10 protein-coding genes are annotated in these 16,045 nt (G+C 60.5%); 4 read left to right on the plus strand and 6 right to left on the minus strand.

The window, feature by feature from the left end:
- The first annotated feature begins 95 nt into the window (after positions 1 to 95).
- From ruvB to BN3659_RS03895, 3 genes are all read left to right on the plus strand, one after another.
- Positions 96 to 1,100 carry a Holliday junction branch migration DNA helicase RuvB gene (gene ruvB, locus BN3659_RS03880; RefSeq protein ID WP_091534720.1) on the plus strand — a complete coding sequence of 335 codons (1,005 nt, stop codon included), beginning with the start codon at positions 96 to 98 and terminating at the stop codon, positions 1,098 to 1,100.
- A gap of 457 nt (positions 1,101 to 1,557) precedes the next feature.
- Positions 1,558 to 2,421: a nitroreductase family protein gene (locus BN3659_RS03890; RefSeq protein WP_091534723.1), complete on the plus strand. Its 864-nt coding sequence runs from the start codon at positions 1,558 to 1,560 to the stop codon at positions 2,419 to 2,421.
- 208 nt (positions 2,422 to 2,629) lie between these two features.
- A complete protein-coding gene (locus BN3659_RS03895; RefSeq protein WP_091534724.1) occupies positions 2,630 to 3,898 on the plus strand; it encodes a malic enzyme-like NAD(P)-binding protein in 1,269 nt (422 codons plus the stop codon).
- Positions 3,899 to 3,986: 88 nt separating this feature from the next.
- Here BN3659_RS03895 and aroB read toward each other — a convergent pair whose 3' ends face one another.
- The gene (aroB, locus tag BN3659_RS13290) at positions 3,987 to 5,852 is read right to left on the minus strand and encodes a 3-dehydroquinate synthase (RefSeq protein WP_091534726.1); all 1,866 of its coding nucleotides are present in this window, start codon (positions 5,850 to 5,852) and stop codon (positions 3,987 to 3,989) included.
- 93 nt (positions 5,853 to 5,945) lie between these two features.
- Here aroB and typA point away from each other — a divergent pair, with 93 nt between their 5' ends.
- Positions 5,946 to 7,751: a translational GTPase TypA gene (gene typA / locus BN3659_RS03905; protein ID WP_091534727.1), complete on the plus strand. Its 1,806-nt coding sequence runs from the start codon at positions 5,946 to 5,948 to the stop codon at positions 7,749 to 7,751.
- A gap of 1,267 nt (positions 7,752 to 9,018) precedes the next feature.
- On the opposite strand, the gene BN3659_RS03915 is transcribed toward typA, so the two are convergent.
- From BN3659_RS03915 to BN3659_RS03940, 5 genes are all read right to left on the minus strand, one after another.
- Positions 9,019 to 10,134, minus strand: a complete 1,116-nt coding sequence (locus tag BN3659_RS03915; RefSeq protein WP_091534731.1) for an Omp28-related outer membrane protein — start codon at positions 10,132 to 10,134, stop codon at positions 9,019 to 9,021.
- 159 nt (positions 10,135 to 10,293) lie between these two features.
- Entirely contained in the window at positions 10,294 to 12,840 is a 2,547-nt protein-coding gene (locus BN3659_RS03920) for a hypothetical protein (protein WP_141682485.1), read from the minus strand.
- 1,221 nt (positions 12,841 to 14,061) lie between these two features.
- Positions 14,062 to 14,838 carry a hypothetical protein gene (locus BN3659_RS03930; RefSeq protein ID WP_091534736.1) on the minus strand — a complete coding sequence of 259 codons (777 nt, stop codon included), beginning with the start codon at positions 14,836 to 14,838 and terminating at the stop codon, positions 14,062 to 14,064.
- A gap of 151 nt (positions 14,839 to 14,989) precedes the next feature.
- Entirely contained in the window at positions 14,990 to 15,379 is a 390-nt protein-coding gene (locus tag BN3659_RS03935; protein ID WP_091534737.1) for a YbaN family protein, read from the minus strand.
- On the minus strand, positions 15,367 to 15,984 hold the full coding sequence (locus BN3659_RS03940; RefSeq protein WP_091534739.1) for a hypothetical protein: 618 nt from the start codon (positions 15,982 to 15,984) through the stop codon (positions 15,367 to 15,369). The genes BN3659_RS03935 and BN3659_RS03940 overlap by 13 nt, the downstream gene beginning before the upstream one ends.
- Positions 15,985 to 16,045 lie beyond the last annotated feature (61 nt).

A 16,045-nucleotide genomic window follows, 5' to 3' on the forward strand; every position in this document is an offset into this window, starting at 1 on the left:
TTGCACTACTTTGGCTTCGCCTTAGATAGGCGGCGCCTCGGCAAAATACAAGTAAACTTGTTTTTGCGCTCGGCTTGCACTATCTTTGTCTCGTTATGTCCATCGTACGAAATACCGAAAGCGATCTCGAATTCGAGAATAAGATACGCCCGCAACAGCTGGGCGCCTTTGCCGGACAGGAGAAGATCGCGGAGAATCTGCGCATCTTCATCCAAGCCGCACTGATGCGGGGCGATTCCCTCGACCACGTATTGCTGCACGGCCCTCCCGGGCTGGGAAAGACCACGCTGGCGAACATCATCGCCAACGAAATGCACTCGCAGCTCAAAGTAACCTCAGGTCCCGTGCTGGACAAGCCGGGCGATCTGGCGGGGCTGCTGACGAGCCTCAATCCGGGCGACGTGCTTTTCATCGACGAGATCCATCGCCTCAGCCCCATCGTCGAAGAGTATCTCTATTCGGCGATGGAGGACTACAAGATCGACATCGTGCTCGACAAGGGACCATCGGCCCGCTCGATCCAGATCGAACTGGCTCCCTTCACGCTCATCGGCGCCACCACGCGCAGCGGACTGCTGACTTCGCCCCTGCGGGCGCGGTTCGGTATACAGTGCCATCTGGAGTACTACGACGCACAAGTGCTGGCGGGCATCGTCGCACGTTCGGCCCGCATCCTCGACGTTTCGATCGACGACGACGCGGCCCGCGAAGTGGCGCTCCGCTCGCGCGGCACGCCCCGCATCGCCAATGCCCTGCTGCGCCGCGTGCGCGACTTCGCACAGGTCAAGGGCGAGGGACACATCGACCTCGCCATCACGAAGGTGGCGCTCGCGGCCCTCAACATCGACGCGCGCGGGCTCGACCGCATGGACAACCGCATTCTCGGTACGATCATCGAGAAGTTCAAGGGCGGCCCCGTGGGACTGAACACCATCGCCACGGCCGTGGGCGAGGAGGCCGGCACGATCGAAGAGGTCTACGAGCCGTTCCTCATCAAGGAGGGCTTCCTCAAGCGCACGCCCCGCGGCCGCGAAGCGACCGAGCTGGCCTACCGGCATTTGGGCTTCACGGCCCCGAACGACAGCGGGACGCTGTTCTGATCCGGCATCGGACCATACGCAGAGCTCCCGTTTCCGATACCCACGGAATATCTACGAAGAACGCCCGACACTTCCGGCAGGAGCCGAAAACGGAACCGGGACGCCGCACGAACGATCGGACGGTTCTCCGGCCCCACACCGCTCTGCACATCGGCCCGAGACCCGGAACCTGCACCGCTTAATTTTTGATGACGCCTCCGATTCGGGCCGTTACGGACTCGACCGCCGTACCGAATCCGTTTCCGAAGAGGATGCAGTCGCTTCCCGGCTCCGCCGCTGCCGCCGGCCGGCGCAGCGACATCCGTCGCACGACCGAGCCCGCATGGACGGAAATTTGCTGCGGAAGTACATCCGACAACATCGAGACGGAGCTCTGCAACCGTCGAATCCCATCGGCCGGAGATCGAGACGCAGACACCGACACAGCTCGGAAAAAAGGACATAAAAAACCGACATCATGACTTTCACACTCGAAATCGACGCCGCGACCTGCATTCGGTGCGGCAAATGCGCGAAGGTATGCCCTTCGCAGGTCATCGTACAGCAGGAGCCCGGCGGCCCCGTCTCGGTGCCGCGGCCCGCGGACTGCATCCGGTGCGGCCACTGCGTAGCCGTATGCCCCACCGCATCGGTGCGGCACGGTCTCTTTCCGCCCGAAACGGTCCATCCCGCCGACCGCACGCTGCTCCCGTCGCCCGAAGCGCTGATGCTCCTCTGCCGCACCCGCCGTTCGAACCGGGCCTTCAGCCGCAAACCCGTGCCGCACGAAAAGCTGCTGCAAATCCTCGAAGCCGCCCACCGGGCACCGACGGCCAGCAACCGCCAGCAGGTCGCATTCACGCTCGTAACCGATCCCGCGAAACTGCGTTTCGTGAGCCGTTTCACGCTCGACACCTTCGCCGCAGTGGCCCGCAAGCTGGAAAATCCGCTGCTGCGGCCTCTGCTCCGGCGGATCGCACCCGATGCTTACCGATACCTGCCCTCCTTCCACCGGATGCAGCGCGAATACGAACGCGGAAACGACATGATCCTGCGCGGCGCCACAGCCCTCATCCTGATCCATACGCCGCGCGACAATGCTTTCGGCACGATCGACTCGAACCTCGCCTACCAGAACGGATCGTTGATGGCCGAGGCGCTCGGCGTCAGCCAGTTCTGGACGGGTTTCGTCTACATGGCCCTGCGCCACGGCAAAGCGGAACGCTTCCGCCGCGAGCTGGGCATCGACGGGATCGTCCATGCAGGCATGGCGCTCGGCATGCCGCAGTTTCTCTATCCGAACTACATCGACCGCCGGCCGATCGACCTGCAAGAGGAGTAACCGCATCCGGCGGCGGCCGTCGCCGACCGCCCCTTTCCCTTCTGAGGGGCTGTTCCGCAGAAGGAGCGGTTATCCGGCCGCAAACCTCCCGTCGGACCGTCCCGCCGATGCCGTGCCCCGAAATCGAGGGAAAGGCTGAATCCGTATCGAAAAACATAGCAGGAAAGGCGTGAATTTTGTATCTTTACGGCGCAAACAGAAACACACGATGGAAAAAGATTATAAACAGCAGGCCCTCGCCTATCACAGCGAGGGTCGCCCCGGTAAGATAGAGGTCGCACCGACCAAACCCTACGCCACGCAATACGACCTATCGCTCGCCTACTCGCCCGGCGTGGCGGCTCCCTGCGTGGAGATCGCCCGCGATCCGAACCTGAGCTACACCTACACCGCCAAAGGCAACCTCGTGGCCGTGATCTCGAACGGTACGGCCGTGCTCGGCCTCGGCAATATCGGAGCCGCGGCCTCGAAACCCGTGATGGAGGGCAAGAGCATGCTCTTCAAGACATTCGCCGACATCGACGCTTTCGACATCGAGATCTCGGCGACCGATCCCGACACCTTCGTCGAGACGGTGAAAAACATCGCCCCCACTTTCGGAGGCATCAACCTCGAAGACATCAAGGCTCCCGAATGCTTCGAAATCGAAGCCCGCCTGCGCGAAGAGCTGGACATTCCCGTGATGCACGACGACCAGCACGGCACCGCCGTCATCACCTCGGCGGCGCTGATCAACGCACTCTACATCACCGGCAAGAAGATCGAAGAGCTGGAAGTGGTCGTCAACGGCGCCGGCGCAGCAGCCATCGCCTGCGCACGGCTCTTCCGCTCGCTCGGCGTACGCCGCGACCGCATGGTGCTGTGCGACAGCCGCGGCGTGGTGAGCACGCGGCGCGACGACCTCAATTCCCTGAAACGGGAGTTCGCCACGGACCGTCCGGCCGCAACGCTGGCCGAAGCGATCCGCGGAGCCGACGTCTTCCTCGGTGTCTCGAAAGCCGGAGCCCTCACCGCCGAGATGGTCCGGTCCATGGCCGACAACCCGCTCATCATGGCGCTGGCGAACCCCGTCCCCGAAATCGACCCTGCCGAAGCCCGAGCCGCACGGCCCGACGCCATCGTCTGCACGGGACGTTCGGACACCCCCAATCAGGTGAACAACGTACTCGGATTCCCCTATATTTTCCGCGGTGCGCTCGACGTGAGAGCCACGACGATCAACGATTCGATGAAACTCGCCGCCGCGGAAGCCATCGCCGAACTGGCACGCACGCCCGTGCCGGACGAAGTGCTGGCGGCCTACGGTCTCACCTCGCTGGAATTCGGACGCGACTACCTCATCCCGAAGGCGCTGGACCACCGGCTGTTGTGGAACGTGGCGCCCGCCGTGGCGCAGGCCGCCGTAGCCACCGGCGCGGCACGCCGCACCCTGCCGGACTGGAACGGGTACCTGATGGCGCTGCGCGAACGGATCTGACCCCTCAGGGTTCAGCCGCAGAACGCGACGCCGGAGCGGGACAACCAAGGCGAAAAGCGAAGGGTTCCTCTTCACGCGGCACGGCACATCAGCGCAAAGGGCAGACCATCACATACTCCTCGTCCGTTTCGGCGACGACCGAAAAACCCTCGCGCCGATAGAGATTCACGGCCGGATTCGCTTTCTGCACCGAAAGCGAAATCCGGTCGTATCTTTCACAGCGTAACCGCCGCAGCATTCCGCGCAGCAGCGCGGTGCCGATCCCCCGGCCGCGATAACCGTCATAAACGGCCAGCACACACTCCGGCACCCCGTCGGCAATGTGGCCGAAACCGCGGATACACCGCACCCACACGGCACCGACGACACAGCCGCCGGCCTCGGCCACGAGGCAGCGATCGTCCGGCCGGCTGCCGAATCCGGCCACATATCGCCACAGCGCAGGCTGCTGAAGCACCGTCCGCGGCACGGGCGGCTGCCCCGCCCCGCGCCATATAGCTTCGTATAGAAATTCGGTCAGCAAGGGCTCTTCGCCCTTCCGCAGCGGACGAACGATCGGATCCGGCACAGGATTCTCCCTCCCGCAAGCGTCCGACGGACCGCAGCGAAAATCCGACACGGCCGCCGGACGGGCCTCAGCACCGACAGCGCTCCCGAGAACGGCACGGACGGCACCGCATAAAGTAGCACCGCCCGGAACATATATTCCCCTGTCCGAAGCACAAGCGGCAGAATCGGCTGCAATCACTGCCACAGAGCCATCCGACCGGCCGGAATCCGAAACGGACACGGCCGCCGGACGGGCCTCAGCACCGACAGGCATCGAAGCATCCTGCTGCGCCGCGTCTCCGGCGACAGCCTCTGCACGGACGTCCGCAGGCAATCCCCGCACGCAATCCTCCCGTTCCGCTCCTTCATGCGCCGCCCCGGCCCCGACGGCTCCCATGAGCGCCCGGAACTCCCCGAGCGGCATATCGCACACCGTACACGAACCGATACCGGTCGGCAGCACCACGTGCAACGTCCCGCCCTCGCGTTTCTTGTCCGCAGCGACAGCCTCCAGCATCCGATCCATCGACACGGGCGGCGTCAGTCGGAATCCGAGCCGCCCGAGCGCTCCCGCAATCCGGCGGCACTCCGTCTCCGCGAGCATCCCCAGCCGCACGGCGGCCCGGGCCATGAGCACCGTCCCGACGGCAACGGCCTCGCCGTGGTTCATCCGTCCGGACGTACGTTCGATGGCATGGGCCAGCGTATGGCCCAGATTGAGTTTGCGGCGCTCGCCCGCCTCGCGTTCGTCGCGTGCGACGACGGCGACCTTCACTCCCACGGCACGCCCGACCACCCGTCGCAACAATGCCTGATCGCTCCGCAGCTCCCCGAAATCCGCCTCCTCGATCGCCGCGAACAGCTCTTCGTCGGCGATGATGCCCGCCTTGACCGCCTCGGCCAGCCCCGCGCGGAACTCGCGGTCGGGAAGCGTCCGGAGCAGCGCCGGATCGCAGACGACGAACTGCGGCTGGGCGAAGGTGCCCGCCATATTCTTATATCCGTCGATATTGACCCCGTTCTTGCCGCCCACAGCGGCATCGACCTGTCCCAAGAGGGTCGTCGGCACGAATCCGAAGGGCACGCCGCGCATGTAGGTCGAAGCCGCGAAACCCGCAATGTCGGTAACGATGCCGCCGCCGACCCCCAGTATGAACGTCTTGCGGTCGGCGCCCGCAGCGATCAGACGCCGATGGATATTTTCCACGGTGGAGAGGGTCTTGATCCGCTCGCCCCGACCGATCAGCACGGTCTCGCACGCAGCCGGCAGTCCGCCGTGCAGACGATCCGCTTCGGTGTCGGAAACGACGACGACTCGGCCCGCAGGAAGCACCTGCGGCAGTATCTCCGGGACGGCCCCCAAATATATCCTGCTGCAATGTCTGATGTCGAACGCGCACTCCATCGGCCGAAAGAATTGGTTGCTGAACGGGAAGGATACAAAATTAGCATAAATTCGGCGATTATTTCGTACCTTTGCGCCATAAAATTCTCTTCTATGCAAAAACTCCGCAATATAGCCATTATTGCCCACGTAGACCACGGAAAAACCACGCTCGTAGACAAGCTGATCCTCGCGGGGCACATCCTGCGCTACAACGCCAAGCAGGCTGCCGGCGAACTGATCCTCGACAACAACGATCTCGAACGCGAACGCGGTATCACGATCCTCTCGAAAAACGTATCGGTCATCTATAAGGACTACAAGATCAACATCATCGACACCCCGGGCCACGCCGACTTCGGCGGCGAGGTGGAGCGCGTGCTCAACATGTGCGACGGCGTGCTGCTGCTCGTGGACGCCTTCGAAGGCACGATGCCCCAGACGCGCTTCGTGCTGCAGAAGGCCCTCGCACTGGGCAAAAAACCGATCGTCGTGGTGAACAAGGTCGACAAGCCCAACTGCCGGCCCGAAGTGGTCAACGAACAGGTTTTCGACCTCATGTTCTCGCTCGACGCCACCGAGGAGCAGCTCGACTACAAAACCATCTACGGCTCGGCCAAACAAGGCTGGATGTCGCACAAGTGGAACGAACCGACCGACTCGATCGTGCCGCTGCTGGATGCCATCGTCGACGAAATACCCGAGCCGGCGACCGTCGAAGGCACGCCCCAACTGCTGATCACCTCGCTCGAATACTCCCCCTACACGGGCCGCATCGCCGTGGGCAAGCTCACGCGCGGCACGCTCCGCACGGGTCAGAACGTAACGCTCGCCAAGCGCGACGGCACGACGATGCAGAAGACCCGCATCAAGGAGTTGATGGTCTTCGAAGGACTCGGCAAGAAAAAGGTGGACGAGGTGGCATGCGGCGAAATCTGCGCCCTGATGGGTATCGACGGTTTCGAGATCGGAGACACGGTGTGCGATTTCGAACATCCCGAACCGCTGCCTCCGATCGCCATCGACGAACCCACAATGTCGATGCTCTTCACGATCAACAATTCGCCTTTCTTCGGCAAGGACGGCAAATACGTAACCTCGCGCCACATCAAGGAGCGCCTCGACCGCGAGCTGGAGAAAAACCTCGCACTGCGCGTCGAATCGGGCCCCTCGGCCGACAGTTTCAACGTCTTCGGCCGCGGCGTGCTCCACCTCTCGGTCCTGATCGAGACCATGCGCCGCGAGGGCTACGAACTCCAGATCGGCCAGCCGCACGTGATCGTCAAGCAGATCGACGGCCGGAAATGCGAACCCGTCGAAGAGATGACCGTCGACTGCCCCGAGGAGTGCTCGGGTACGGTGATCGAACTGGCGACCAAACGCAAAGGCACGCTGACGAACATGACCTCGAACGGCGACCGCGTGCGTCTGGAATTCACCATCCCCTCGCGCGGCATCATCGGTCTGAGGTCGAACATGCTCACCGCCACGGCGGGCGAGGCCATCATGACCCACCGTTTCCGGAGCTTCGAACCGTGGACGGGCGAGATCGAGATGCGCACCAACGGCTCGATCATCTCCGGCGAGACGGGGACGGCCTACGCCTACTCGATCGACAAACTGCAAGACCGCGGCCGGTTTTTCATCTCGCCGATGGACTCCGTGTACGAGGGACAGGTGATCGGCGAGCACACCCGCGCGAACGACATCACCGTGAATGTTACCAAATCCAAGCAGCTCACCAACATGCGTGCTTCGGGTTCGGACGACAAGGCGGTGATCGTGCCCCCCAAGATCTTCACGCTCGAAGAGGCGCTCGAATACATCAAGGAGGACGAATACGTCGAAGTAACGCCCCGCGCCATACGCTTGCGCAAGATACTGCTGCACGAAGTGGACCGCAAACGGGCGGGAAAATAAGCCGCCGCTCCATAATCCCGAAGACAGGACCGAAGGCAGACCCGAAAGCCGGCCCGAAACAAGGGCGGGCTATGCTGAGACGGGAAACGGACGGAAAGAACCTCAATCGCTCCGCAACCACGAAAGCCGGCCCGAAACAAGGGCGCGCCATGCTGAGGCGGGAAACGGACGAAAAGAACCTCAATCGCTCCGCAACCCCGAAAGCCCGCCCGAAACAAGGGCGGGCCATGCTGAGGCGGAAAACGGACGAAAAGAACCTCAATCGCTCCGCAACCTCGAAAGCCGGCCCGAAACAAGGGCGGGCCATGCTGAGGCGGGAAACGGACGGAAAGAGCCCCAATCGCTCCGCAACCCCGAAAGCCCGCCCGAATACAAGGGCGCGCCATGCTGAGGCGGGAAACGGACGAAAAGAACCTCAATCGCTCCGCAACCCCGAAAGCCGACCCGAAACAAGGGCGGGCTATGCTGAGACGGGAAACGGACGGAAAGAACCTCAATCGCTCCGCAACCCCGAAAGCCGGCCCAAAACAAGAGCAGGTCATGCTGAGGCGGGAAACGGACGGAAAGAGCTCCAATCGCTCCGCAACCTCGAAAGCCGGCCCGAAACAAGGGCGGGCTATGCTGAGGCGGAAAACGGGCATTAAGAAATTCAACGCGATCCGCATTCGCGGAGAACCGAATCCGTCCATTCGAATCCCGGACTTTTTCACCTCTCGCTCGCGGCCGGAGGACTCGACGGATGTGCGACGGGATCCCGACGACAGGCCCAAGCCGGCCTTCCCGCTTCTTCCGCCCTCTGCATTTTCTCTTTTCGCCGGCGTGCCGATCTTCGCAGCAACCTGCCCTATGCCACCGTCGCCGCCGGCCGGCGGCATAGCCGCGGCACCGATGGCCGATGCGCCCCGTCGTGCCGGCCTTCGCCGTCAAAAAACGCAGGACCATGACCATCATCGCGCCGAACGCAGACCGCGCAGGGCTTCCGTCCGACGGAGCGCTTTTCGGGTTCGGGGCCGCACGTCCGAAACCCTAAGACTTCCGATTCACCGCCGCATACGATGCAAAAAAGACAGAACACGAAAAGAGGAGGTCTCGCAAGCCGCAGACCCCCTCTTTCCATTCGTATTCCTATTAAACTATTTCAATTCTCAGACAGTTAAATATTCGTCAAACACCCCCTTTCATCCGTACTCCATCGAGACCTTTTCCGAACATATAACGCACGGGGAGAGTCGACACGACCTCTTTTTCGCATACGGAAAACGAATCTCTATTCGTAAGCATACTCCACTTCGCCGTCGAGCGGACAGGAGACGACGTTGTTCACCACGAGCTTTTGCTCCGTCTCATCCGTCGTAACGAAAAGCAACAGACGGCAGGCACTCTTCACCCATTTCTCATCCATCTCGATCACGAACACGTGTTCGCCGGTCTTGCCCGCTTCGATCTGACCGAGCGCATAGCCGCTATAATCAACCGACGACACTTTGCTGTCGGCCATACGGATCACATTGTTGTGCGTATCGAAATCGCCTTGTAAACCCGTATAGTTGCTTTGTTTGCCGTAAATGCCGTCCTCCAACAGCCATGCCCCGACACGGAAATCACGGGTCTCGCCGGCTTTCACGCCCACGTGTACGACCAGCGTATTGTCGTTGAGCTCGGCTTTTGCGCAGATGCCCGCCAGAGCTTCCGAACGTGCATAGGAGTCGTCCACGACTCTCTTGAGGCCGATCAGGCTGTTGTAATTATTGAAGCCCATGTACATATCGGCCACGACGTAGGGAAAACTGCTCACACCCATCGCCTGATCGAGACGCTGGCTCAAATAGCACGGATCATCCGAATTGAAATTGTGAGCGGCGGCCAACTCCACTTTCGAGGCATAGTCCTCCTCATCGAGCATCTGGCCCATGATCGTTATCATACCCGGGCACCATCCGCATCCCGTACCCGTGAACTGGGTGAGCAGCACCTTGCGCACAAAAGCGCGTCCGTCGGGCTTCGGGTCCGCCGGAAGTTCCGGCACGGGGAAGGCGATCGCCGTCAAAGTAACTCTTGCGGAATTGCTGGCCTCGTAGGACGCCCAGAAAGAGTAGGTGCCCGTCTCGGTCGTAGTGAACGTCAGTCCCGAGAGCGGTTCGTTCGTTTGTGCATTGTAAATGGTAACTCCTTCCGTAACCTGTTCTCCATTGACGATAACGATGAACTCCGCGGCATCCTCGCCGTTTGCGTGTATCACCGAACGGTCGAGCGAAAGTTCCACATCGCCGCTCGGTTTGGGCGGCTTCGGACCGGGATCCGGCTCTGGATCGGGATCGTTGCCGCTGCACCCCAGCGTCAGCGCGACGGCGGAAAATATCAGAAGATATTTAAGTATTTTCATTTTATTGTGTCTTGTTTCGTTTTGTTCGAATCATGTCGATCGTCGTTTGCGATATCGTCCGGGACATTTCCGGCAGGGAAACGTCCGCACAGCATCGCTCCGAGATTCAGAAGATATCGCGGCAGGAGCGCTGCTCCTGCCGCGATATTCAGGAAGCAACTATCTTCTGCGCGAGTTCTCGGCCCGCTGCTTGACGGCCTCGATCATCGCATTCTTGAACATATCCTGCGTTACGGGCTTCATCTCCACCTGCTTATACTGCACGGGGGCACCTTTCGCCACGCGCGTTCTCGCATGCGGACGAACCTTCGGCATCAGTTTGACGCCGTTCACGGAAGGCATGGCCACATCCGCACCGGCCGCACGGCCCGCAGAGTAAACCTTCGCCGCAGGTGCGGTTTCGGTCCATCCCTTCGTCAGTACGATGTCGGAAACGACCTTGGCGTTCCCCGGATAGTAGCTGTTCGCGCTCAGATAAGCGGGCGTCGGATAGAAGTTGTCGTCCTCCCCTGCAAGGTTTTTCCGCACGATCGGTTTCACCGTGAGGGTCGCTTTATCCGCCGATACGGTTACGGGGAATGCAGGCCATGCCTCGGTCTCCTTGCCGGTATCGTCGGTCGCCGGACCTGAGAAAGCGCTGTCCGATCCCATACCCACGAGGTAGTAGGTGTTGTAGTCCCAATTAGCCATCGGATCGAGCTTATTCATGTTCATGGGCACGCTGACGGTACCGTCGGCTGCGATCTGCAAGAACCACTTCGGACCGAAGTCATAGAAGAGCGCCTCGGTATTCCAAGCGTTATAGGACGGATTGATGAACAGGTCGTATGGCGACTGGAAGGCGAACGACGTAGTGGTCGTGTTGCCATAGATGTCGAAGCCCGAGCAGATCAGACGGTTCTGTCCGCGCACCTTATTCTTGTACGTGTCGGAAAGCTCCTTGAATTCGGCATAGAGTGCATCCACCTCCTCTTTCTCCATGGTGGGATAGAGGTCGTACACCTCTTCGGGCAGCGTCTCGGGATAGGACGGGATGGCACCGATCGAGACCTTGAACTTCGTGGCTTCGGTGTCGGGCACCCATTCCCGCGTGTCGGAATCGTACCGGCTGAGCGTTGCGGAAGCGGTCCAGTCGCCCGCAAGGCTCGTGAAGAGTTCGGACTCCACACGCTCGGCATCGGGCTGCGCGATCGTACGCTTGCGGCCCACGGCAGGCGAATTCTCCTCGTCGGGATTATTGCCTGTGCCCTCGTCGTTGGAACCGATGACTACCAGTACGGTCTCGGCATCTTCGCGCGACGAGAACGACATGTCCAAACCTTCGGACGAATTGATCTTGTCGATCTCTTCCACTCCGAAATCGACACCGTAGGAATCGACGAGCATCGAATACGTATAGCCCATATTGAGCATCTCGCCCATATCGCGGTCGTAGTTGGCTACGTATTTGGCCGTCAGAACGTCCTTGTTAGGCGCTTTCACATTGAACCACACCTCGTAGGGCGACTCCTCGCCGTTCGGATTGTCGATGCCCTTCACCTCGACCACCGGAGCGGGCTTCGTCGGCTGGGGCAGCGTGAACGTGTAATCCATGAAACACTGCGACGTACCGTTCTCATCCCCCATACCGGTAAGGAGCACATGATAAGTAACGTCGGGTTCGATATAATAATAGTCCTCCACTTTGATCTGAGCGGGCTCCTTCAGAGTCATGGCCCCCAGCTGCACGAACGCATAATACGACGTGGGGAACCACTGGAGATATTTCTCATTGTTCTCGAGTATCTGCTCCTTGATTTGCAAATAGGTCGCATGATCGGTCAGCAGCAGACAGTACTGTTTGATCGCTTCGTCGGGCGTGATGGTCAGCACCGCGGAAATCGGCGAGAGATCCTCCGTGATCGTGAATTTGGCGTTGAGTTCGGTCGGCTCCGTCGCGGAGATGCGCAGACGCTCGAAATAGCCCGTCCAAAAATCGTCCTCGTTCACGGCACGTGTCGAAGAGGGAGCGAGCAACTCGCCGCCGCCTCCGCCGCCTGCTGCGACGTAACCGTCGAAATCGAAGAGGGCCTTATACCAGCCTTCGCCCCAGCCGTACGTCGACTCGCCCCAAGTGAATTCGCCGGCCATGAAGACGATGGGCTGACCGGGAACGATCGGATCGTAACGGGAGATCGGCATCCCCGATTCGTCGAGGATCGGTTCTCCGTTCTCATCGGTTTCGTACATATGATCCTCGTCGTAATAGAGCGTGGTCGACTCATCGAGATAATGCTGGCCGTTGGCTTCGAGCATGGACGCATCCATATTGGCCATCCATCCCATCTTGTTCATGTTGTATACCACAAGATCGGTCAAAGCATATCGGAGCACGTTGCCCCTCTGCTCGGTCTCCTGAGGCATCTTCACATGAATAGCTATGCTCTTACCCGTGAGGTCGGTTACGGTCAGCGTCTCCGTATAGTCGATCGTCGTGAATTCTGCCGTCAGGATCTTGTCGAAATAACCGCCTTCGACAGTCTTGGCAGCGAGGTATACCTTATATTTAGTATTCGGTTCCAGTTTCTTGACCGCGATCGTATTATCCCCGTCCTCGCAGGCTGCGCCCGTTCCGTTGGCGAAGATCACGGCCGGATCGGTCATTGCCGCACTTCCGTCTGATTGGGTTACATAAGCGTACTCGGTCAAATGCTGGGACTTCAGCACCAATTCGGCAGTATTCGCTTCTACCTTACTTACAGCGAGTTCGCCAGTCGGCTCCACAGGCGGGAGGGGGGGGGAATCGGGGTCATCCGAACAACTCGCTACGCTTCCCCCGACAAACAGCAGGCCGAGAAGCGCCCAAACATTGAAAAAGTGTTTCATAACCTTAAATAATTTTAGAGTGAAACATGTTTTGCGTTTACGTTTACAATAATACATATTTTTTCCTAAAAATCACGTATCATCGGCATTATTTTTTTTAGCCCACATATCATACGCAAAAAAATATAAAAATTTATTAAAAAAATAAAAGAAACCGTTGTACGATATCTACGAAAAACACGGATTTGCAACGACGAAGATGCGGCATCGTATCCGCAGCGGACACGCACCGAGCCCCGATCGCCCGCGCAACACGGCCGCAAACAGCAGAGAAATGCAGCGAAACGACGCCTATCCATGAGATCGCAGCAAACCGATCCGGCACGAAAAGAGACAGCACGCTTCACGCTACCGCACGGCATGAGCCTCCGGACGGGATGCGGAAGCCGCCCGCCCGAAACGGTCCCGAACCGGCGGACAAACACTCGTACAGCCGGCCTCTACGGCCGGGGGGAGGGCGATCCATTCATCCGGGAACCGTCCTTCTCGTCCGCAACCGATGTTCCGCCACAAACGACACAATCCCGTAAACCGCCCCTCCCGATACCGGCACTGCACGCTTCGTTCCGACTTCCGAACCGATCTTTTGCGCCGGAGCGACGAACCGCCACAGCAGCCGGTCCGATCTTCCGCGGCGGACGAACGGCACGGCCGCGGACCCGATGCCCCGTCGCGCCGACCTGCGCCGGCAGGAGGCGCAAGGCCGCGCCCGCCCCATTCCGCCGATGCCCTTTTCCCGGGCGAACGCCCGGCCCCGCCTCGGACTTCTTCCGGCCGGTTCGTCCGACTGCGGAAATCGACGCAGCCGGCAAACGGGCGAAAACGAGACGCAGCTCCCGGACGGCGGCACTCCGCCGAAACGCGGCCTCGCGCAAACCGTCTCTGCGGGCATGTCTTCCGCAAGGGCGGTTCTCCTCGCAACGAGCGGGCGGACCCGGACCGTGGGCCTCGCCGCAGCCGGCGCAAAGCGAAGGCGGCCTGTACGTTCCGCCGCCCGAAAAAACGAGTTCCGCCGTCCTTTTGGACGGCGGAACGCATAAAAACGCCGAAGCGGCCCAACGGTCAGAAGCGGAAGCTGACATAGACGCGCACCGATCCCGTCTTGAACTTGGCCTTGCCCGTCTCGACGACATCCGACACGTCTTCCATCCCCTCGTCCAGAGCACCCAGCGAGAAGTTGTTGTAGCTGGCACGCCCCCAGCGCCCTTCGACACCGATCGAAATGACGTTGAACGACACGGCACCGCCCGCATTGAAGAAGGTGGCATAGCCCGCGTTCACCTCGTCGTCGAGCACCATCAGCGACGCCGACGGCACGACGTGGAAATAGGCGCTGATCTTGAGCCGGCTGACCGGATTGATCGTGATCGACGGTCCGACCTGCATGCCGTACTCGAACTGGTGAGCCCCCAGATCGAGCTCCGGCTCGCCGTATCCCGAAGGTCCCGACGTCGTCTCGGGAATCGAATATTTCGCATAGTTCATATCCATCCACGCGAAGTCGATGCCGAACTTGATCATGCGGGCCAGCGGTTTCTTGTGCAGATAGTACGTCCGGCCCCAGACGAGCGAAAAGCCCATGTCGCTCTTCCAGCTGAGGTCGCCCGAAACGTCCATCGGCGTCAATTTCTGACTGGCATAGCCCAGATTGAAAAATTTGGCGCGATCTTTCCAAATGGCGCGGTCGCGCTCGGCAGCCTCCGCGGCACGCACCTGCTCGTTCAGGTCGTCGACCACGCGCTGAAGCGAATCGACGTCCTGCATCGGCGTCTCCTGCGCCACGGCCGCCCCGCAGCATAGCATCGCGGACGAGAAAATGAGAAAGAAAAGTTTTTTCATACGCAATAATTGGGTTTGAGTTGGAAGTTTGTATTTCATTACAAAAATACAAAATTCCATGCTCAAATCCCCCCCCCGAAAAAATTGCGGAATTTTCCGGGCGGTCATCCCGCACACCTATATGAAATATCCGAATACGAGACCCGTAAATTCATTCCTCCGGCAAATCGCCGCCGCGGCGCAGCGTGGCGTACGACAAGATGTGCCGCGACACTCCGACGGCGACGACGAGCAGAAGCGCCTGCGCCCACCACCACCGGACGAGCAGTCCGAAAACGCAGTAGAGCATCGTGGCCCACATGACGGCGAGCGATACGATCTTCACGCGCAAGGGAATGGCGCGCTGCTCCCGGAAATGGCGGATGTACTCCCCGAGCCAGCAGTGGGACAGCAACCACGCATAGAGGCGCGGCGAACTGCGCACATAGAGCGCCGCGGCCAGCAGCAGAAAGGGCGTGGTGGGAAGCAGCGGCAGGAAGATGCCCGCAACTCCCAGCCCCACGCAAACCGATCCGCCGACGATACCCGCTACTTTTCGCATAACGGCTCCTGTACCTGCAATCTCCGCTCCATATCCGCACATCGTCTGCGCACGTCGTCGTAAGCCACGTACCACTCTTCGGTCTTCGTGTTGCGTCCTTCGGTTTCGCGCTTGATGCGGCTCCACTCGGCGGCGACGTACATATCGTTCAACCGGGAGGTCCGGTGCAGCTGCTCCGCGAGCTGCCGCTCCTGTTCGGGCGTCGCGCCGTCCGCCGCGAGCGACTGCGCGAACTCCGCAGCCAGCAGGGCCGTGCGTCGCGCCGCCTCGATCAGTTCGCGGTCGCGGTCGAAATGGGCGTGGAGCAGCGTCTCGAAAGCGGCGGCGGCCTCGATCGCACCGCCCGCCGTCCGCGCAGCGGAGGCCGCATCGAGACGCATACCTACCGGCGACGCATGCACCAGCAGGCGGCGCATGGCATCCTGCTGCGCCTTCATCCGTTCGAGCCGGTATCTGGTCGTGATGTCCACGATGTTGCGGCCTTTCTGGATGCGCCGCGAGAGGACGACGTTCGAAATGCCGAGCGACAGCGTAACGGCAATGGTCAGACATTGCAGAATACAGAGCAGCAGATCGGCCTGCGGAATTTCTTCGAAAAAAGTCATAGGGAACAACCGTTTTTCGCAAAGATAGGGATTTATGCCGAGTTTTTCACTATCTTTGCTA

The sequence above is a fragment of the Alistipes sp. CHKCI003 genome (assembly GCF_900021155.1).
Lineage (GTDB): Bacteria > Bacteroidota > Bacteroidia > Bacteroidales > Rikenellaceae > Alistipes > Alistipes excrementavium.